Below are 19,970 nucleotides of genomic sequence, written 5' to 3' on the forward strand. Positions count from 1 at the left end.
CGACGGCCGCGGCGACGACCTGAGCCGACTGATCGACTCGCTGTCGCACCTGTCGCAGGCCGGGTACGACAATCTCCCGCAGACCGTCTCGTTGATCCGCGACAGCGACATCGTGCTGGGCACCCAGGCCGACCAGTCCGACTCCATCCTCGACTGGTCGCACAACATCGACCTGGTCGCGGCGCAGTTGCAGTCCGGTGACCCGGACCTGCGACGGCTGCTCACCACCGGCAACCTCAGCGCCACCCAGCTCTCAGCACTGCTGCAACGTTCCGGCGGTGACGCGACGACCGCGATACGCAACCTGGCCACCGACGTCCGAACCATCAGTCCCACGTTCGACCGGGTATCACCGCCCTTCGCCCAGCTGTCAACCCTGTCCAGCCACACCCAAACCACCGCCCCCGGGGACAGCACGATCCATTTCGGCGCCGTTCTGGAGACCAACAACCCGCCGTCGTGCACCTACGGTTACGAGGGCACCCAGCAGATCATCGACGACGTCAAGAAGAAGAATCCGGCCTTCAACATCGACTACGACGACTTTCCCTTCAACACCGCAGCGAATTGTGATGTGGCGCAGGGAAACCCGACCGACGTGCGGGGTGCCGGCCGGGCGGTGCTGAGCGATCCGTCCATACCGCAACCCTGGGACGGGACCCCGAAGAAAGATCCCGACACACTGAACCTGAACCCGCTGGCGACCCAACTGGCCACACTGCTCGGCGTCCACCCGACCTGAATGTCCGCCCGTCGGGATCTGTCAGACTGACCGCATGATCAGAGTGGGACTCAGTGGTGGGATCGGTGCGGGCAAGTCCACGGTGGCCCGCACGTTCACCGACCTCGGCGCCCGACTCGTGGACTCCGATGTCATCGCGCGCGAGGTGGTTGCGCCTGGGACCACCGGGCTGGAACAGTTGGTGGCGGCCTTCGGTTCCGACATCCTCGCCGACGACGGCAGTCTGGATCGACCGGCTCTGGCCGCGAAGGCATTCGCCGACGACGAACAACGATTGAAGCTGAACGCGATCACTCATCCCCTGGTCGCGGCGCGCACCTGGGAGTTGGTCGGATCCGCGCCGCACGACGCCATCGTGGTACAGGACATCCCGCTGCTCGTCGAGAACGGGATGGCTCCCTGGTTTCATCTGGTGGTCATCGTGCACGCCGACGAGAAGGTGCGGGTGGACCGGCTCACCAACCACCGGGGGATGGCCTCGGACGATGCGCGCGCTCGGATCAGGGCTCAGGCCACCGTCGAGGAGCGTCGCGCGGCGGCCGACGTCTGGTTGGACAACTCCGGTGCGCCGGAGGCGGTGGTCGCCGCGGCGCGCAGCCTGTGGACCGATCGCCTGGTGCCGTTCGAGCGCAACGTCCGCTCCCACACCCCAGCCGAGACAACGGGTGTCGTCGACGGTGACCACGCCGCCCGAGCGCGTCTGCTCGCCCGGTTGCGGGCACTGTGCGGTGAACAGGCGGAGCACGTCGACGTCGACCAGGGATCGGGTGACGCGCTGGTGAGCGTGACCGACGACGCGGCCGCCGCGGCGCTGTCCGAGACCCTGTCCGACGGTGGGTTCCCGGCGCGGCCGCACACGGACGGCGGCGACGTGCGCACCCTGTCGTCGGCCGATCCCGGTCGTCCCGCCACCGTGCACCTGCGCGCCGCGTCCTGACGTCGCGTCAGCGGTCGTCTTCCGGCCAGGTCAAGTCCACCCCGGCGCTGCGCAACCACGCCTCCACGTCGTCACCGTGGATGGCTGCGCCGATCATCGTCTTCGCGGCCACCCGCACCGCTCGCTCACATGCCTCGGCGTCGAGCAGACCCGATCGATGCGCCGCCAACAGTTCGTCGACGTCCACCAGTTCCAGTGCACGACCCGGTCGGTCGATCAGGTCGAGATACCAGTCCACGGTCCGCCAGCGACCGCGGTCGTCGGGACCGGTGACCGCGGCGACGTCGAGATAGAGCCGTTCGTCGGCCCGGTGGTCGCCGAGGAAACCGAAGACACTGATTCGCAGGTCAAAGGCAGGAAGCAACCACGACTGCAGACGGTCGAAGTGCCGATGGTCAGCGGACCGCGCCATGTACAGCCCGAACTCGGTCTGCCGATACTCCTCGACCGGCCGCACGAACCCCTTGTTGTCGGTGTTGGTCATGGCCGGGACGTCGAACACCTCCCGCTTGGGCGGGTGCAGGTGCGGTCGTGCTGAGGAGGTGGCCACCGGCGAAGGATACGGCGTCGACGACCGACCCGGTGGTCGTCGGGAAGAGGACTGTCGTACCCGGCGTTTACCCTCGGACCATGGCATTCGCAGCTGAACAACCGATCGTCGCGCACTCGGAGTTCCGTCCGATCGGCGAGATCGAACGCTCGTCGGCGGAATTCGAGGTCGTCAGCGAACACGAGCCTGCAGGCGATCAGCCCACAGCCATCGCCGACCTGGAGAGGCGACTCACGGCGGGGGAGAAGGATGTCGTGCTGCTCGGTGCCACCGGTACCGGTAAATCGGCGACCACCGCGTGGCTCATCGAAAAGGTGCAGCGACCAACGCTGGTGATGGCGCCGAACAAGACCCTGGCCGCCCAGTTGGCCAACGAACTGCGCGACATGCTGCCGAACAATGCCGTGGAGTACTTCGTCTCGTACTACGACTACTACCAACCCGAGGCGTACATCGCGCAGACCGACACCTACATCGAGAAGGACTCGTCGATCAACGACGACGTGGAGCGGTTGCGACACTCCGCCACGTCCAGCCTGCTGTCGCGGCGCGATGTGGTGGTGGTGGCATCGGTGTCGTGCATCTACGGCCTGGGCACGCCGCAGTCCTACCTCGACCGATCGATCCAGCTCGACGTGGGCCAGGAGGTGGACCGTGACGCGCTGCTGCGGCTGCTGGTCGACGTCCAGTACAACCGCAACGACACCGCGTTCACCCGCGGCGGGTTCCGGGTGCGCGGAGACACCGTGGAGATCATCCCCTCCTACGAGGAGTTGGCTGTACGCATCGAGTTCTTCGGTGACGAGGTGGAGGCCCTGTACTACCTGCATCCGCTGACCGGCGACGTGGTGCGACAGGTCGATTCCTTGCGCATCTTCCCCGCCACCCACTACGTCGCCGGACCCGAGCGGATGGAACGGGCGATGGAGAGCATCGAATCCGAGCTCGAGGAACGCCTCACCGAGTTGGAGAGCAAGAACAAGCTGCTGGAGGCCCAGCGCTTGCGGATGCGGACCAGTTACGACTTGGAGATGATGCGCCAGGTCGGCTTCTGTTCGGGTATCGAGAACTACTCGCGGCACATAGACGGACGCGGGCCGGGCAGTGCCCCGGCCACCCTCATCGACTACTTCCCCGAGGACTTCCTGCTGGTCATCGACGAGTCGCACGTCACCGTCCCGCAGATCGGTGGCATGTACGAGGGTGACATGTCCCGCAAACGCAACCTGGTGGACTTCGGCTTCCGGTTGCCGTCCGCGGTGGACAACCGTCCGCTGACCTGGGATGAATTCGTCGGACGGATCGGGCAGACCGTGTACCTGTCGGCCACCCCCGGTCCGTATGAGCTGGGTCAGTCCAACGGTGAGTTCGTCGAGCAGGTGATTCGACCGACCGGTCTGGTGGATCCCGAGGTGGTGGTCAAGCCGACCAAGGGACAGATCGACGATCTGGTTCACGAGATCCGGGCTCGGACCGAACGCGACGAGCGCGTGCTCGTCACCACGTTGACCAAGAAGATGGCCGAGGATCTCACCGACTACCTGCTCGAGCTGGGAATCAAGGTGCGCTATCTGCATTCCGAGGTCGACACCCTCCGCCGGGTCGAGCTGCTGAGGCAACTGCGCCTCGGCGAATACGACGTCCTCGTGGGTATCAACCTGCTGCGTGAGGGTTTGGACCTGCCGGAGGTCTCGTTGGTCGCCATCCTCGACGCCGACAAAGAAGGCTTCCTGCGGAGCTCGACAAGCCTCATCCAGACCATCGGCCGTGCGGCCCGCAACGTGTCCGGTCAGGTGCACATGTACGCGGACACCATCACCGACTCCATGCGCACCGCCATCGACGAGACCGATCGTCGCCGGGAGAAGCAGATTGCCTACAACACGAAGATGGGCGTCGATCCGCGGCCGCTACGCAAGAAGATCGCCGACATCCTCGATCAGGTGTATCAGGAGGCCGAGGACGAGGTTGCCGTCGGCGGTTCCGGCCGCAATGCGAGCCGCGGTCGTCGCGCGGCGGGTGAGCCGGGCAAAGTCGGCAGCTCAGGAGTCATCGAGAAGCGCGACGTCAGCGCGATGCCACGAGCCGAGTTGGCCGATCTCATCGGCCAGCTCACCGAGCAGATGATGACCGCGGCCCGAGATCTACAGTTCGAGTTGGCCGGCAGATTACGCGACGAGATCGCCGACCTGAAGAAAGAATTGCGGGGCATGGACGCCGCGGGGATCCGCTGACGGCGTGTCGATCGTCGCGTATCGGGGACAGCCCGGCTTCGGCCAATTATTCTCGCAGTTCAGACAGAAGCAGAACGGTCGGTGCCGGCTGTCGCGTCCCAGTGGCCGTGACGGCGGCACCATCATCGACGGAGGCATCAATTGAGCGCATACCAGACAGTCGTCGTGGGGACGGACGGGTCTGAATCTTCGATGAAGGCGGTCGAGCGGGCCGGTGCCATCACCGGTGGCTCCGCAACCCTCGTCATCGCATGCGCATACATCCCGAGCGACCGCTCGGATCCCGCGACCAGCGATGTCCTCAAGGACGAGGCCTACCAGGTGCAGGGGAGCGCACCGACCGATGAGATCCTGCGCACGGCCCGTGAGCGTGCCGTCGGTGCCGGGGCGGGGAATGTCGACGCCCGCGCCATCAAGGGCGCACCCGTGGACGCGCTGCTGCAGCTGGTCGCCGACAGCAAGGCAGAGCTGCTGGTGGTCGGCAACAAGGGGTTGAACTCCATCGCCGGGCGCCTGCTCGGTTCGGTGCCCGCCGACGTGGCCCGCAAGTCCGGCTGCGACGTGCTCATCGTGCATACCGTCTGAAGCGTCATTCGCGGACGGTCGTCACGATCGACGTACTGCTGGGTGCGGTCGGGGTGGAGCCGAAACCGAACCGGACCGGGGGATCGACCCGGGTCATCGGACCGAGATCGCGCTCACCCCACCGCGCCTCGGCACCGACGACCTGGACTTGTCCGGTCGCGCCGTAGTATTCGCGACGCCCGTTGCCTGCTGTCCCGCGGGTACGGACACCACGTAGTGCCACCCGGGCCACCGGGTCGGACACGGTGCAGAACCAGGGTGCGGTGGTCACGGCCGAGGGCAGCAACCCGAGGATGACACCGAGGACCGTACGACGACCCGTGCGAAAGTCGACCGTCAACCGGCCGGCGCGCACCTGGTGCCGGTCACCGTCGACGGTGTAGCTCACCTCGGTGATCACCGTCTCGTCGAACGTGTAGGTCGCGGTGACGAAGTCCTGCACGTCAACCGAGGGTGCCAGCAGGACCCGGCGTCCGTCGTCGAATTCCACCATCACATCGGTGAACGCGCCGAGTGGTGAGTGCACCCACCGACCGATCACCACCCGGACCCCTGATCTGGTGCCGAAGCCGGTGATCACGCCGTCGAAACGCCACTCGGTCATGACAACAGGTCGAGCGGTAGCTCCTCGGCGTGCACGACCGCCAGCCGTTGGGTGGCACGCGTCAGTGCGACATAGAGGTCACCGAGTCCACGGTCCGACTGCGCGACGAGGGCAGCGGGTTCGACCACCACGGTCATGTCGAACTCGAGTCCCTTGACCGCGCCCACCGTCAGCACTCGCGGTGCGGGGGTGTCGTCACCGAATTCCGCGCTCGCGGTGCGCATGGACGCGTCGACGACGTCTGCGAGCAGGTCGGGCACGATGACCGCGACCACGCCGGGCCCGGCACCCGCCTCCAGAGCGACTCGGACCGCAGTGGTGACGGTGTCGTCGGCCGAATCGGTTCGGATGTCCTGTGGTGGATGACCCGATCGACGGATCGACGTGGGTGCCGGCTGATCGGGAGCGATCTGCGCGAGCACTGTGGTCGCCGAATCCATGATCTCGCCCGGGGTGCGATAGTTCACGGTCAGATCGTGACGACGCCAGCGGTCGGCGACGTACGGGTGCAGCACGGCATCCCACGATGTGGTCCCAGCGGGGTCGCTGGTCTGGGCGGTGTCACCGATGATCGTCATCCACCGATTGGGTATGCGGCGCATGATCATCCGCCAGCCCATCGCCGAGATCTCCTGCGCCTCGTCCACGATGACGTGCCCGAACGCCCACGTACGGTCGCCGTACGCGCGTTCGGCGGTGGTCAGGCGCTCCCGTTGCACCTGACGCGACGCGAGCTGTTCGGCATCGATCACGTCGTAGGCCATCAGGATCTCCGGATCGAGCTCATCCTCGAGATCCTGTGGTGCCGAACCGGTCAGGATGTCGAGAGCGTCCTGCGCCTCGGCGAGTCGGTGGCGCCACTCGACGCGGTCGCGCTCGGACTCACCGTCGGTGTCGTAGCCGATGAGCTCGGCCACCTCGTCGAGAAGGGGTACGTCGGCCGCGCTGACGTCGGCGACAGGTCGGTGGTGGTCGCGGAGAAGGGCGGTGCGTTCGTCGTCGGTCCAGCCCGTGGTCACCTTCCGCAGTCGGGCGGTGGAACCGAACAGCTCGGTGATCACCTTCTGTGGCGTCAGCGGCGGCCAGAACTCGCCGAGGGCGGTCAGGATGTCGGGGTCGGTGCGCATCTCGTCGCGGATGTCGGCGATGTCGCCGCGGCTGAGCAACTGGCTGCCGTCGATGGTGCTGGAGCCGATCCGTCGGGCGTGCTGTTCCGCAAGCGCGTCGAGCGCGTTGCGGATGAAGACGGACCGCGCGCGGTTGTGTGGTCGTCGCGACGACCGCGCCCGACCGCGCGCCGGTTGGATCACCGACTTGTCGATGGTCAGCGGGTAGCCGTCGAAGGTCACCGTCACCGGCTGGCGCGGAACGGTCTGGTACTCGCGCACCGCACGTTTGAGCACGTCGACCATCCGCAGGTCGCCCTTGAGCGCGGCGGCCAGCCGTGGCTCGACCACGCTCGCGCGCACCCCCGGGTACAGGTTGCCGATGGTGGACAGCAGCACGCCGGTCTCACCGAGCGACGGCAGCACCTGCCCGATGTAGGTGAGGAAGTCGTCGTTGGGGCCGATGATGAGCACACCGCTCCGGGCGAGTACGTCGCGGTGGGTGTAGAGCAGGTAGGCGGCGCGGTGCAGGGCCACGGCCGTCTTCCCGGTTCCCGGGCCGCCCTGGACGACCATCACGCCGCGATGCGGTGACCTGATGATGAGGTCCTGCTCGCGCTGGATGGTCTCGACGATATCGGTCATCTCGCCGGTACGCGCCGCGTTGAGCGCGGAGATCAGGGCGGTCTCGTTGACCACGTCGCCGCCCGCGGGGGCGTCGGCGACGGCACTGTCCGATTCGAGGACCTCGTCGCTGATACCCCGGACCGCGCGACTGCGGGTACGGATGTGCCTGCGACGGCGCACCTCTTCGGGGGCGGCGGGAGTGGCCAGGTAGAAGGGTCGCGACAACGGGGCCCGCCAGTCCAGCAGCAGGGTGGTGTCGTCGGAGTCGTCGTCGAGGATGCCGATGCGCCCGATGGCACGCGTCTCACCGGAGCCCATGTCGAGTCGCCCGAAGTACAGGTTGTGCTCGGCCGCATCGAATTTCGTGAGATCGTCGGTATACAGCCGCTCATAGGACTCGCGTTCGGAGCGAGCCTGCGGCGTACCACCGCTCTCACGCAGCGTCTGTTGCAGTCGCCGCTCGGCACTGGCCCGCATCCGATCGAGTCGCGCATACACGACGTCGAGATGCTGCTGTTCGGTGCTGATCTCGCGGTCTTCTCTCACCTGGTGGTCGGAGGTGGACTCGCTGTCGGCACCGGGCTCGGCGCGCTCCTGCGCGTCCGTTCGGTGGGCAGACTTCATGGAGATGTCGTCACGGTCGTGTCGTCGGTGTCCGGGTATCGGTTCGTCTCGAGGCGTTCGGGTGGTGGGCTGACCGAGCGGGAGCCGACTCCGGTGGGCGGTGATCCCGCCCACCGGAGGATGCTCACCTGCGCTTGTCGAACTCTTTCTGCGCCTTCTTCTGGGCGCGCTTGGACAGCTTCTTGCCGTCCGCGGTCGCGGTGGCGGCCAATTCGGCACCACGGGCCCGGGCCAGCTCGGCCAACGCCGAGCGCTGCTTGGCGGCGCTGTCGGCCAGCTCGTTACCCCGACCCTTGGCCAGTTCGGCGAGTTCGGCGCCGCGGGTACCGGCCAGACCGGCCAACTCCTCACGCTGCGCCGCCGCCTTCTTGGCGAGCTTCTTGCCCCGCTTTCGGGCCAGCTCGGCGTATTCGGGGCCGCGGTCCTTGGCCACGTCCGCGAATTCGGAACCGCGCTCCCGCGCCAGTTCGGCGAACTCGCCGCCGCGCTCGCGTGCGACCGAGGCGAGGGTCGCGCCGTACTTGCGGACCTCGGGTCCGTACTCCTCGGCGAGCTCTCCACCGCGTTCCTTGGCGATCTCGGCCAGCTCTCCGCCGCGTTCCTTGGCGATCTCGGCGAGTTCACCGCCGCGTTCCTTGGCGAATTCGATCACCTTCGGCGCCTTCTCCTGCACCACGCCCGCGACCTGTTCGGCGCGCTCCGAGGCGGCCGAACCCAATCCGGCGGCCTGATCCGACGCGTCGTGTCCGATCAGGGGTACGGCGGAGGACACGGCGGCACCGGCGGCGGCCGCGGCCTTGCGGCCGCGCCAGGCCACCGACGGCTTGCCCTCGGTGTCGACGGCGGTGATCAGCAACCCGCCGAGCAGGCTGAGGTTCTTCAGGAACTGGGTGCGCTGCTGTGCTCGCGTGGCCGGATCCGTCTCGCTCCAGAACGGGTGGCCGGCCAGCGTGGTCGGGACCAGGGATCCGGCCAGACCGAGGGCGGCGAAACGAGGGAACTTGCCCGTCGCGAGCAACACGCCGCCACCCACCTGCACGGCACCGTTGATACGGACGAGTGTCTCCGGATCCTCGGGGACCTTGGTGGACACGTCGTCGGGCAGGGTCTCCAGGGATTTGTCGACGAAGGGGGCAGCCGCCTTCGCCCTCTGGGTCGGGTCGCGCAGCGCGTCGATGCCGGAAACGACAAACACACTGGCGAGCATGGGACGAGCAATTCGGCGGATCAGCACTGACAGCCTCCTCGTGACATGGCTCTTGGGATTGGGAGCTTTTTCGAGGCTACCGGTCGGCTTCGTGGGCCGCAGGCGAGCCACCCCGCAGCGACCGGCGGCAGCGAGGTGTGCTCACCAACCTCGGTCACGCCACGTGTCGAGCTGCGGTCGCTCGACACCGAGGGTGGTGTCCTTGCCGTGTCCCGGGAACACGACGGTCGCGTCGTCGAATCTGTCGAACAGTTTCGTGGTCACATCCCGATAGAGCGTGTCGAAATCCTCCGGCGCATTCGTCTTGCCCAAGCCGCCGGGGAACAGCGAGTCCCCGGTGAACAGGTCGACGCGACCGTCGGCTCCACCGGGTAGGGCGAGGGCAATGGAACCGGGGGTGTGGCCGACGAGCAGGACCGCGGTGAACTCGAGCTCCCCGATGGTGAGGGTGCCCCCGTCGTCGATCAACAGGTCGATGGGCACCGGGATGTCGGGGGCGTCGAACCGTCCCGCGGCGGTGGGCGCGTCGGTGGCCTCGGCGACTTCGGCGAGCGCCTGCCAGTGGTCGGGGTGCTGGTGGGTGGTGAAGATCAGTCGCAGAGTGCCCGGCACCGCGTCGAGCAGGGCGAGGATCCGGTCGGCGTCGTTCGCGGCGTCGATGAGCAGCTGGTCACCGGTGGACCGGCAGGTGACCAGGTACGTGTTGTTGTCCATCGGACCGACGGACAGCTTGACGATGCTGTGGTCCCCGGAGGTGGTGCGCTGTGCGGTGGCGCCGTCGCCCAGGTCGCCGGTGTAGTCGTCGGAGATGGGAAGCGAGGTCATGCCGGTCACGCTACGCGGCCGGTCGTGTGCTGCGGGGACGGTCGAATCCGGTGGCAGGAATGCCCCGTCCGTTCCGTATGTTGGTCGTCTGGGCATCCAACATGTCGGTGCCCGCGATTACCCTGGTGACCGTACTTCGACGCCGATCGTCTGCGCGATCCGGCACGGGTTGCGGCCTTCTGGTCCGAGGCTGCTCCGTTGACGATGGCTGTCCCGTGGAAGATGTTGAACGGTCCGTGCTCTGCCGTGTGAACGGCCGCATGACCGGGTGAGGTGGAGAGTGTGGCTGATCGGCTGATCGTGCGCGGTGCCCGGGAGCACAATCTGCGTGGAGTCGACGTGGATCTGCCGCGTGACAGTCTGATCGTGTTCACCGGGTTGTCCGGGTCCGGCAAGTCGAGTCTCGCCTTCGACACCATCTTCGCCGAGGGGCAGCGGCGCTATGTCGAGTCACTGTCGGCGTACGCCCGGCAATTCCTCGGACAGATGGACAAGCCCGACGTCGACTTCATCGAGGGTCTGTCGCCTGCGGTGTCGATCGACCAGAAGTCGACCAACCGGAACCCTCGGTCGACGGTCGGCACCATCACCGAGGTCTACGACTACCTGCGCCTGCTCTACGCCCGCGCCGGTACGGCGCACTGTCCGGTGTGCGGTGAGCGGATCGCCAAGCAGACCCCCCAGCAGATCGTCGACCAGGTACTCGAGATGGACGAGGGTGCGCGTTTCCAGGTACTCGCGCCGGTGGTCCGGACCCGCAAGGGCGAGTTCGTGGACCTGTTCGCGAACCTGCAGACGCAGGGGTTCTCGCGCGCCCGGGTCGACGGGGTGGTGCACTCGCTCAACGACCCGCCCAAGCTCAAGAAGCAGGAGAAGCACGACATCGAGGTCGTGGTCGATCGGCTGGCGGTGAAGTCGTCGGCCAAGCAGCGGCTCACCGACTCGGTGGAGACCGCGCTCAACCTGGCCGACGGGGTGGTGGTTCTCGACTTCGTCGATCTCGAGGAGAACGACCCCCACCGGGAACGCCGGTTCTCCGAGCGGATGGCATGCCCGAACGGTCATCCCATCGCCATCGACGACCTCGAGCCGCGATCGTTCTCCTTCAACTCGCCGTACGGTGCCTGTCCTGAATGTGATGGGCTCGGCGTCCGTAAGGAGGTCGACGAGGAACTCGTGGTGCCCGACCCCGACCTCACCCTGGCCGAGGGTGCGATCGCCCCGTGGTCCGGTGGGCACAACGCCGACTACTTCCTGCGCCTGCTGTCCGGACTGGGCGACGCGATGGGATTCGACGTCGACACCCCGTGGCGCACGCTGCCGACCAAGGCTCGCAAGGCGGTGCTCAACGGCAGCGAACACCAGGTGCACGTGCGGTTCCGCAACCGTTACGGCCGGACCCGTTCGTACTACACCGAGTTCGAGGGTGTGATGCCGTTCCTGCATCGACGGATGGACCAGACCGAGTCGGAACAGATGAAGGAACGCTACGAGGGTTACATGCGCGAGATTCCGTGCCCGGTGTGTTCCGGCGCCCGGTTGCGCCCGGAGATCCTCGCCGTCACCCTCGACCACCCTCGGTTCGGTGAGAAGTCCATCGCCGAGGTGTGTGCGTTGTCGGTGTCGGAATGTGCCGACTACCTGTCCGATCTCGCCCTCGGCGAGCGGGAGCAGGCGATCGCCGGCCGCGTGCTCAAGGAAGTGCAGGCGCGCATCACGTTCCTGTTGGACGTGGGCCTGGAATACCTGTCACTGTCACGGGCCGCGGGGTCCTTGTCCGGTGGTGAGGCGCAGCGCATCCGGTTGGCCACCCAGATCGGCTCCGGACTCGCCGGGGTTCTCTACGTCCTCGACGAGCCGTCGATCGGGCTGCATCAACGCGACAACCGGCGTCTCATCGACACCCTGACCCGGCTACGCGACCTCGGCAACACCCTCATCGTGGTGGAGCACGACGAGGACACCATCCGTTCTGCGGATTGGGTTGTCGACATCGGTCCGCGGGCCGGGGAGCACGGCGGCAAGGTGGTGCACAGCGGTTCCTACAAGGGTCTGCTGGCCAACCGGGAGTCGCTGACGGGTGCCTACCTGTCGGGTCGAGAGACCCTGGAGACGCCGGCCATCCGCCGTCCCATCGACAAGAAGCGCAGGCTGACGGTGGTCGGTGCCCGCGAACACAATCTGCGCGGCATCGACGTGGCGTTCCCGTTGGGGGTACTCACCGCTGTCACCGGCGTGTCCGGGTCGGGGAAATCGACCCTGGTGAACGACATCCTCGCCACCGTGCTGGCCAACAAGCTCAACGGTGCCCGGCAGGTGCCCGGCAGGCACACGCGGGTCAACGGTCTCGACAACCTCGACAAGCTCGTCCAGGTCGATCAGTCGCCGATCGGTCGCACGCCACGGTCCAACCCGGCCACCTACACCGGGGTGTTCGACAAAATCCGCACGCTGTTCGCGGCCACCACCGAGGCCAAGGTCCGGGGTTATCAACCGGGGCGGTTCTCCTTCAACGTCAAGGGCGGACGCTGTGAGGCCTGCACCGGCGAGGGAACCATCAAGATCGAGATGAACTTCCTGCCCGATGTGTACGTCCCGTGCGAGGTGTGTCACGGCGCCCGCTACAACCGAGAGACCCTCGAGGTGCACTACAAGGGCAAGACCATCTCCGAGGTGCTCGACATGCCCATCGAGGAGGCCGCGGATTTCTTCGAACCGGTGACCTCGATCCACCGGTACCTGAAGACCCTCAACGATGTCGGCCTGGGCTATGTGCGGCTCGGCCAACCGGCGCCGACGTTGTCCGGCGGTGAGGCCCAGCGGGTGAAGCTGGCCTCCGAATTGCAGAAGCGGTCCACCGGGCGCACCGTGTACATCCTGGACGAGCCGACCACCGGACTGCACTTCGAGGACATCCGCAAACTGCTGATCGTCATCAACGGGTTGGTCGACAAGGGCAACTCGGTGATCGTCATCGAGCACAATCTCGATGTCATCAAGACCGCGGACTGGGTCGTCGACATGGGTCCCGAGGGCGGTTCCGGCGGTGGCACGGTGATCGCGGAGGGCACACCGGAACTCGTCGCGGGGATCCCCGAGAGCTACACCGGCAGCTTCCTTGCCGAGGTGCTCGAACCGGAGCAGTCGACGACGCGGTCGTCGCGGTCGTCGAAGAAACCGCCACAGAAGAAGGTCACCGCGACCAAGTCGGCGGGCAAGCGCGCCGGGAAGTCGGCCTCGGTGGCCTGACCTGGTCCGCCGGGTTCACACCCGTCGCGGCGGCTTCTCGCCGGGGCCGTCTCCTGGTGCGTCCGGGAACGCGCTCGCCTCACGAAACGCCTCCTGCAGGCCCTTCAACCCGTCGCGTACGGGCGCGGCGTGGATACCGAGGTATTCGGTGGACGCACCGACCAGACCGGACAGCGCGGTGATCAACCTGCGGGCCTCGTCGAGGTCGACCGTCGCGGGGTCGGCCTCGGGGGCCAACGCCAATTTCTCCGCCGCCGCACTCATCAGCATGACGATGGCGCGGGTGATCACCTCGATGGCCGGGACGTCGGCGAGATCGCGAACCTGCTGCTCATCCGGGTCGGCGGAATATGAGTTTTCCGACATGGCTGTTAGACTTTCACGTACGACCGCCCCGGCTAGCAGCTGGGGTTCGCAAGTGGAGTTCCGCTCCCACCGCTCGACACCACCCGGCTCGGCCGGATTCGGAAGTTGTGCGGTCCGGTTTCCGGAGTCGTTCCGTGATCGTCGCATGGCGCGTCGGTGTGTGCGGAATGAAGTCCGGGCCCTCCGCGTTGGAGGGCGATGACGTCGGGTTCCCGGCGTGACATCGGAACCGGTCGGTGACGGGCCCTGTCGTCGCGCCTCTGGCGCACGAGCGGGGCCTTTCTGCTGAGGAGGGTTTCGCCGCAGGCGACCCGCGGTCACCCACAAGCACTGAACTAGGAGGCCCCATCAGCACTGAGACCCGCATCAACGAGCGCATCCGCGTCCCAGAGGTCCGACTCGTCGGACCCAACTCGGAGCAGGTGGGCATCGTGCGTGTTGAAGATGCGCTGCGTCTGGCTTACGAAGCGGACCTGGACCTGGTGGAGGTGGCGCCCAACGCCCGCCCGCCGGTCTGCAAGATCATGGACTACGGCAAGTTCAAGTACGAGGCCGCGCAGAAGCAGCGTGAGTCGCGTCGGAACCAGCAGATGACCGTGATCAAGGAGCAGAAGCTCCGCCCGAAGATCGACGACCACGACTACGAGACCAAGAAGGGTCACGTGATCCGCTTCCTGGAGGCCGGGTCGAAGGTCAAGGTCACGATCATGTTCCGCGGTCGTGAGCAGTCCCGCCCGGAACTCGGTTTTCGACTGCTGCAGCGGCTCGGCAACGATGTCGGCGAATTCGGCTACATCGAGACGTCGGCCAAGCAGGACGGCCGCAACATGACCATGGTGCTCGCCCCGCACAAGGGTGCGAAGACGCGCGCGAAAGTGCAGCAGGCACAGCCAGAGAACGGCTGACGACCGAGAGGTCGCGGCCATCAGACCCGATGACCCGGCGCACGCCGGGGGATCGGCGCACGTGAGTGCGCCCGTCACCGATCTGTGAAGGACAAGAACAACTCATGCCGAAGACCAAGACCCACAAGGGCACCGCGAAGCGCTTCAAGACCACCGGGAGCGGCAAGATCGTGCGCCAGAAGGCCAACCGTCGCCACCTGCTGGAGCACAAGTCGTCGCGTCGCACCCGCCGGCTCGACGGCATCGCCGTGGTCGCCGAGGCCGATGCCCCGCGCATCAAACGACTGCTCAAGGGCTGATCGCCCGACGGGTGGCCCACGCCGCCCACGCTCCCGACACACCGAACACCATTCGCCGCGCACGCCCGCGTCCGGCGACGAGAACATGAGGTAACCAGACATGGCACGCGTGAAAAGAGCCGTCAACGCGCAGAAGAAGCGTCGGACGACCCTCGAGGCATCCAAGGGCTACCGCGGACAGCGCTCCCGCCTGTACCGCAAGGCCAAGGAACAGCAGCTGCACTCGCTGACCTACGCATACCGCGACCGCCGGGCCCGCAAGGGTGAGTTCCGCAAGTTGTGGATCGCGCGTATCAACGCCGCGGCCCGCGCCAACGACATCACCTACAACCGCTTCATCCAAGGTCTGAAGATCGCGGGTGTCGAGGTGGATCGCAAGATCCTCGCCGAACTCGCCGTGAGCGACCCCGAGGCTTTCACCGGTCTGGTGCAGGTCGCCAAGCAGTCGCTGCCCAGCGACGTGAACGCACCCGCGGCCTGACCGACGCCGTTTCGCCACGACCCGCGACCGAACCCGCCCTCACCGAGCGGTCGGCGCGGGTCGTCGCGTATGCCAAGTTGCAGCGTGCCGCCGTGCGGCGACGCGAGGAGCGATTCCTGGCCGAGGGTCCGAACGCGGTGACCGCCGCGCTGGACACCGGTGCAGCACACGCGGTCCTCGTCGCCGAGACCGCGGTGGAGCGGTATCGGGACCTGATCGCGCGGGCGACCGACGCGGGCATACCGATTCGCAGGCTCACCGATCGGGCGGTGGCCAAGGTTTCCGACACGGCGACTCCCGCGGGTGTATTGGCCGAGTGTTCGCTCCTCGAACGCCCCCTCGAGCAGGTTCTGGCCGCGCGTCCGGGGGTGGTGATGGTGCCGGTGGAGATGAGCGAACCGGGGAACGCGGGCACACTCATCCGTACGGCCGATGCGCTCGGCGCCGATGCGGTGGTCCTGGTGGGGGACAGCGTGGATCCGCACAACGGCAAGTGTGTGCGGGCCTCGGCGGGGAGCGTGTTCCATGTACCCATCGCGCGCGAGCGTGACCTCACTGCGGCTGTGGCCGCGCTGCGGGACACCGGGCTGGCCCTGTTGGCCACCAGCGGTGCCGGCGAGCTGGACCTTCCCGATGCCGCGCCGGTGCTGGCGGAACCGGTGGCCTGGTTGTTCGGTAACGAGGCGCACGGCCTGCCCGAGGACCTGCTCGCCGCCGCCGACCATCGGGTCCGGATCCCGATCACCGGCCGGGCGGAGAGCCTGAACCTGGCCGCCGCGGCATCGATCTGCATGTACGCCACCGGCCGCGCGCACGACGGCGGCGCCCGCCCGACCGGGCGCTGACCTGCCCGTCCGACCTGGCGGCTGACCTGCACCGTCGCGCAGGCGGTCGGGAATCCGGTGGACCGTATCGACTAGTCTCGACCCTGTTCGCCGACACGAACACCGGACTTACACGAACACCGGAGGAGGGCTCACCCGTGGCCAGCAGCGACAGTCCCGCACCCGGTGATCTGCTCACCGAGCAGACGCTCGACGCCGCGACCGACGCCGCGATCGCAGCCTTCGCCGACGCGAGTGACCTCGATCAGCTGGCCAAGCAGCGCACCGCGCATCTCGGTGAGCGGGCCGTGCTCTCGCTGGCAAAACGTGAACTCGGCGCGCTGCCCAAGACCGAACGCAAAGAGCCCGGACGCCGGGTGAACATGGCGCGCGGTCGGGTCGAGAAGGCCCATGCGGAGCGCCTGCAGGTGCTCACGGCCGAACGTGACGCCGCGGTGTTGGTCGCCGAATCGGTCGACGTGACCCTGCCCAGCGGCCGTCGGCCGACGGGCGCCCGTCACCCCGTCACGGTGATCGCCGAGCAGGTCGCCGACGTGTTCGTCGCGATGGGATGGGAGATCGCCGAGGGGCCCGAGGTGGAGACCGAACACTTCAACTTCGACGCGCTGAACTTCCTGCCGGATCACCCGGCACGGTCGATGCAGGACACGTTCTACATCGCCCCGGAGGGATCGCGACAGGTGTTGCGCACCCACACTTCGCCGGTGCAGGTGCGATCGATGCTCGAACGCGAACTGCCGATCTACGTGGCCTGCCCCGGTCGGACCTTCCGCACCGACGAACTCGACGCCACCCACACCCCGGTGTTCCATCAGGTGGAAGGTCTCGCCGTCGACAAGGGGCTGACGATGGCCCATCTGCGCGGCACCCTCGAATTGCTCGCCCGTGCGGTGTTCGGGCCGGAGACCACCACCCGGATGCGGCCGAACTACTTCCCGTTCACCGAACCGTCCGCCGAGGTGGACGTGTGGTTCCCCGGCAAGAAGGGCGGTGCCGGATGGGTCGAGTGGGGTGGCTGCGGCATGGTCAATCCGAATGTGCTCCGCGCCAGCGGTATCGACCCCGAGGTCTACTCCGGGTTCGCCTTCGGTATGGGGCTCGATCGCACCCTGCAGTTCCGCAACGACCTGCCGGACATGCGGGACATCGTCGAGGGGGACGTCCGTTTCACCGTTCCCTTCGGCCCGGCTGTCTGAGCCCCTTCGCGCCGAGTCCTCCGGCCTCACATCACTGTCGACACGAAAAGAGCTGATATCCCGTGCGTGTCCCGCAATCCTGGCTGACCGCGTCGTTGCGGTCCGGTGCCCCGGACTTCTCGGCCACCACCGCGGAGTTCGACGAGGCATTCGTCCGCGTGGGTTTCGAGATCGAGGACGTCGAGCCGTTCCCCGAGACAACCGGTCCGCTGGTGATCGGTCGTGTGACACAGATCGAGGAGCTCACGAGCTTCAAGAAGCCGATTCGGTTCTGCCAGGTCGATGTGGGTGAGCCGGAGCCGCGTGGGATCGTGTGCGGCGCGAGAAACTTCGCCGAGGGTGATCTGATCGTGGCTGCCCTGCCCGGCAGTGTGCTCCCCGGTGGATTCGCCATCGCTGCCCGGCAGACCTACGACCACACCTCGGACGGGATGATCTGTTCGGTCTCCGAGTTGGGGATCGGCGACGACCATTCGGGAATCCTGGTGCTCGCACCGGGTACCGCCGACCCGGGTGACGATGCGCGCACCGTTCTCGGTCTGGACGACGTGGCCATCGACGTGAACGTCACACCGGACCGCGGATACGCGTTCTCCGTGCGTGGACTGAGCCGGGAGCTCGCCGCGAGTTTCGACCTGCCGTTCGTCGACCCGGCCGCTGCCGTCACCGAGATCGCGGTGGGCGGCGGCCATCCGGTGCGAATCGATCCCGACAGCGCGGCCACCCGTTACTGCGCGGCGCTGGTCCGTGGTGTCGACTCGGGCGCCGAATCGCCGTGGTGGCTCACGAAACGACTCCTGGTGGCAGGGGTCCGCCCGATCTCGCCGCCGGTCGACGTCACCAATTACGTGATGCTCGAACTGGGACAACCGTTGCACGCCTTCGACGCGGACCGCGTGTCCGGGGAGATCGTCGTCCGCCGGGCCGGCGCGGGGGAGACGCTGACCACGCTCGACGACGTGCGGCGCACGCTGGATGCCGAGGACGTGGTGATCGCCGACGACACCGGTCCGATCGCGTTGGCCGGGGTGATGGGCGGCGCGGCAACCGAGGTGGGTCCCGAGACCCGCGATGTGCTGTTGGAGGCGGCCACCTTCGACGCGGTCGCGGTGTTCCGCACCGGCCGTCGACACAAGCTGTCGAGCGAGGCGAGCAAGCGTTTCGAGCGGATCACCGATCCCCGGGTCACCGCCACGGCGCTGGCCCGCGCGGCCCATCTGCTGGCCGAGATCGCCGGCGGAAGCGTCGATCCGGTGCTCACCGACGTCGGGTACATCACCGACCCAGCCGTGATCGAGATCGCGGCCGATGCGCCGGACACCACCGCGGGCGTCGATTACGCCGTGGGTACCACCCGCCGTCGGCTCGAGCAGATCGGCGCGGCTGTCACCGGTGGCGAGACACTGCGGGTCACGCCACCCTCGTGGCGCCCGGACCTGCGCCAGCGTGCGGACCTGGTCGAGGAAGTGGTCCGGCTCGAGGGGTTGGAGAACATCCCCGCCGTGGTGCCGCGGGCTCCCGCGGGGACCGGACTGACCGATGCGCAGCTGCGCCGCCGCAGCCTGGGGAGGGCTTTGGCGCTGGACGGATTCGTCGAGGTGCTGCCGCATCCATTCCTGCCCGCGGGGGTGTTCGACACCTGGGGGCTGGCCGCCGACGACCCCCGCCGACAGACCGTGAACGTGCTCAACCCGCTGGAGGCCGACCGGGCCGCGCTGAACACCACCCTGCTCCCCGGCCTGTTGGAGATGGTGTCGCGGAACATCTCGCGAGGTCAGCGTGACCTCGCGATCTTCGGGATCGGTCAGGTGGTGTCGACCCACGACGGGGTGCGCCCGGTACCGGCCCTCGCGGTCGACCATCGGCCTGCCGATTCCGAGATCGCCGCGCTCAAACAGTCGCTGCCGTCGCAACCGTTGCACGTGGCGGCAGTGCTCACCGGGCTGCGAGACCCCGCAGGCCCCTGGGGTCCGGGTCGTCCCGCGGACGTGGTGGACATCTTCCAGACCGCGCGTGTCATCGGTCGCGCCGCCGGAGTGGAGGTGGAACTCGTGGCCGCGCAGCACGATCCGTGGCACCCCGGTCGGTGCGCCGAGATCCTCGTCGACGGAACGATCGTCGGCTGGGCGGGGGAGTTGCACCCGGCCGTGTTGGAACGCCAGCACCTACCCGCGCGGATGTGCGCGGTCGAGATCGACGTCGACGCACTGCCGTTGACCGCGGCCCTGCCGTCACCACAGATCTCCGTGTTCCCGGCGGTGCTCCAGGACGTCGCCGTGGTGGTCGATCGGGACGTCCCGGCCCAGCGCGTCCGCGACGCGCTGCGCGCCGGGGCGGGGGAATTGCTCGAGCAGATCGAATTGTTCGACGTGTTCACCGGGGAACAGGTCGGCGAGGGTCGCAAGTCGATGACCTTCTCGCTGCGCTTCCGCGCATCCGACCGCACGCTCACCGAGGACGAGGCGAGTGCTGCGCGGCTCGCGGCGGTGGACAGTGCCCGCGACGCGGTGGGAGCCCAGCTGCGCGGATGACGCCGAGCCGGGACCGTATCGACCGACCCGGTGATGAATGAACTTGCATCACCCTGC

General features: G+C 67.4%; 16 protein-coding genes and 1 pseudogene. 11 read left to right on the forward strand and 6 right to left on the reverse strand.

Going from position 1 to position 19,970, the window contains the following annotated elements; genetic code table 11:
- Positions 1-742: pseudogene (locus BW971_RS21605) on the forward strand (mammalian cell entry protein); the annotation flags it as partial.
- Between the two features lie 34 nt (positions 743-776).
- Entirely contained in the window at positions 777-1,679 is a 903-nt protein-coding gene (gene coaE / locus BW971_RS20560) for a dephospho-CoA kinase (protein WP_076482956.1), read from the forward strand.
- 7 nt (positions 1,680-1,686) lie between these two features.
- Here coaE and BW971_RS20565 read toward each other — a convergent pair whose 3' ends face one another.
- Positions 1,687-2,163 carry a ribonuclease FAU-1 family protein gene (locus BW971_RS20565; protein ID WP_234974533.1) on the reverse strand — a complete coding sequence of 159 codons (477 nt, stop codon included), beginning with the start codon at positions 2,161-2,163 and terminating at the stop codon, positions 1,687-1,689.
- A gap of 146 nt (positions 2,164-2,309) precedes the next feature.
- Here BW971_RS20565 and uvrB point away from each other — a divergent pair, with 146 nt between their 5' ends.
- Both uvrB and BW971_RS20575 read left to right on the forward strand, forming a co-directional pair.
- Positions 2,310-4,463, forward strand: coding sequence for an excinuclease ABC subunit UvrB (uvrB, locus tag BW971_RS20570; RefSeq protein ID WP_076482958.1), 2,154 nt, complete (start codon positions 2,310-2,312; stop codon positions 4,461-4,463).
- 141 nt (positions 4,464-4,604) lie between these two features.
- The gene (locus tag BW971_RS20575; protein WP_076482959.1) at positions 4,605-5,048 is read left to right on the forward strand and encodes a universal stress protein; all 444 of its coding nucleotides are present in this window, start codon (positions 4,605-4,607) and stop codon (positions 5,046-5,048) included.
- A 4-nt stretch (positions 5,049-5,052) separates the two neighbouring features.
- On the opposite strand, the gene BW971_RS20580 is transcribed toward BW971_RS20575, so the two are convergent.
- From BW971_RS20580 to BW971_RS20595, 4 genes are all read right to left on the reverse strand, one after another.
- Positions 5,053-5,652, reverse strand: a complete 600-nt coding sequence (locus tag BW971_RS20580) for a hypothetical protein (RefSeq protein WP_076482960.1) — start codon at positions 5,650-5,652, stop codon at positions 5,053-5,055.
- Complete coding sequence (locus tag BW971_RS20585; protein ID WP_076482976.1) at positions 5,649-8,009, reverse strand: HelD family protein; 2,361 nt, start codon at positions 8,007-8,009, stop codon at positions 5,649-5,651. The genes BW971_RS20580 and BW971_RS20585 overlap by 4 nt, the downstream gene beginning before the upstream one ends.
- Positions 8,010-8,133: 124 nt before the next feature.
- Positions 8,134-9,216, reverse strand: a complete 1,083-nt coding sequence (locus tag BW971_RS20590; RefSeq protein ID WP_268811145.1) for a DoxX family protein — start codon at positions 9,214-9,216, stop codon at positions 8,134-8,136.
- Between the two features lie 141 nt (positions 9,217-9,357).
- Positions 9,358-10,041 (reverse strand): MBL fold metallo-hydrolase, encoded by a 684-nt coding sequence (locus BW971_RS20595; protein ID WP_076482977.1) that lies wholly within the window; start codon positions 10,039-10,041, stop codon positions 9,358-9,360.
- A gap of 282 nt (positions 10,042-10,323) precedes the next feature.
- Here BW971_RS20595 and uvrA point away from each other — a divergent pair, with 282 nt between their 5' ends.
- Positions 10,324-13,290 carry an excinuclease ABC subunit UvrA gene (uvrA, locus tag BW971_RS20600; RefSeq protein WP_076482978.1) on the forward strand — a complete coding sequence of 989 codons (2,967 nt, stop codon included), beginning with the start codon at positions 10,324-10,326 and terminating at the stop codon, positions 13,288-13,290.
- A 15-nt stretch (positions 13,291-13,305) separates the two neighbouring features.
- Here uvrA and BW971_RS20605 read toward each other — a convergent pair whose 3' ends face one another.
- Positions 13,306-13,656 (reverse strand): DUF1844 domain-containing protein, encoded by a 351-nt coding sequence (locus tag BW971_RS20605; RefSeq protein WP_076482962.1) that lies wholly within the window; start codon positions 13,654-13,656, stop codon positions 13,306-13,308.
- A 347-nt stretch (positions 13,657-14,003) separates the two neighbouring features.
- On the opposite strand from BW971_RS20605, the gene infC reads away from it, so the two are divergent.
- The 6 genes from infC (at position 14,004) to pheT (ending at position 19,913) form a co-directional block, all read left to right on the forward strand.
- Positions 14,004-14,561 (forward strand): translation initiation factor IF-3, encoded by a 558-nt coding sequence (gene infC / locus BW971_RS20610; RefSeq protein ID WP_076482979.1) that lies wholly within the window; start codon positions 14,004-14,006, stop codon positions 14,559-14,561.
- A gap of 104 nt (positions 14,562-14,665) precedes the next feature.
- Positions 14,666-14,860: a 50S ribosomal protein L35 gene (gene rpmI, locus BW971_RS20615; protein WP_076482963.1), complete on the forward strand. Its 195-nt coding sequence runs from the start codon at positions 14,666-14,668 to the stop codon at positions 14,858-14,860.
- Between the two features lie 100 nt (positions 14,861-14,960).
- Positions 14,961-15,341: a 50S ribosomal protein L20 gene (gene rplT / locus BW971_RS20620; protein WP_076482980.1), complete on the forward strand. Its 381-nt coding sequence runs from the start codon at positions 14,961-14,963 to the stop codon at positions 15,339-15,341.
- On the forward strand, positions 15,338-16,186 hold the full coding sequence (locus BW971_RS20625) for a TrmH family RNA methyltransferase (protein WP_076482981.1): 849 nt from the start codon (positions 15,338-15,340) through the stop codon (positions 16,184-16,186). The genes rplT and BW971_RS20625 overlap by 4 nt, the downstream gene beginning before the upstream one ends.
- A 137-nt stretch (positions 16,187-16,323) precedes the next feature.
- Positions 16,324-17,382, forward strand: a complete 1,059-nt coding sequence (gene pheS, locus BW971_RS20630; RefSeq protein ID WP_076482964.1) for a phenylalanine--tRNA ligase subunit alpha — start codon at positions 16,324-16,326, stop codon at positions 17,380-17,382.
- Positions 17,383-17,444: 62 nt separating this feature from the next.
- Positions 17,445-19,913 (forward strand): phenylalanine--tRNA ligase subunit beta, encoded by a 2,469-nt coding sequence (gene pheT / locus BW971_RS20635; protein ID WP_076482965.1) that lies wholly within the window; start codon positions 17,445-17,447, stop codon positions 19,911-19,913.
- The last annotated feature ends 57 nt before the right edge of the window (positions 19,914-19,970 follow it).

Source organism: Williamsia sterculiae (assembly GCF_900156495.1).
GTDB classification, from domain to species: Bacteria; Actinomycetota; Actinomycetes; order Mycobacteriales; family Mycobacteriaceae; genus Williamsia_B; species Williamsia_B sterculiae.

Bases quoted from the DNA above. Each gene is read 5' to 3' on its own strand.
- coaE (WP_076482956.1), top strand. From the start codon at position 777: ATGATCAGAGTGGGACTCAGTGGTGGGATCGGTGCGGGCAAGTCCACG.
- BW971_RS20565 (WP_234974533.1), bottom strand. From the start codon at position 2,163: ATGACCAACACCGACAACAAGGGGTTCGTGCGGCCGGTCGAGGAGTAT.
- uvrB (WP_076482958.1), top strand. From the start codon at position 2,310: ATGGCATTCGCAGCTGAACAACCGATCGTCGCGCACTCGGAGTTCCGT.
- BW971_RS20580 (WP_076482960.1), bottom strand. From the start codon at position 5,652: ATGACCGAGTGGCGTTTCGACGGCGTGATCACCGGCTTCGGCACCAGA.
- BW971_RS20585 (WP_076482976.1), bottom strand. From the start codon at position 8,009: ATGAAGTCTGCCCACCGAACGGACGCGCAGGAGCGCGCCGAGCCCGGT.
- BW971_RS20590 (WP_268811145.1), bottom strand. From the start codon at position 9,216: ATGCTCGCCAGTGTGTTTGTCGTTTCCGGCATCGACGCGCTGCGCGAC.
- BW971_RS20595 (WP_076482977.1), bottom strand. From the start codon at position 10,041: ATGACCTCGCTTCCCATCTCCGACGACTACACCGGCGACCTGGGCGAC.
- BW971_RS20605 (WP_076482962.1), bottom strand. From the start codon at position 13,656: ATGTCGGAAAACTCATATTCCGCCGACCCGGATGAGCAGCAGGTTCGC.
- rpmI (WP_076482963.1), top strand. From the start codon at position 14,666: ATGCCGAAGACCAAGACCCACAAGGGCACCGCGAAGCGCTTCAAGACC.
- rplT (WP_076482980.1), top strand. From the start codon at position 14,961: ATGGCACGCGTGAAAAGAGCCGTCAACGCGCAGAAGAAGCGTCGGACG.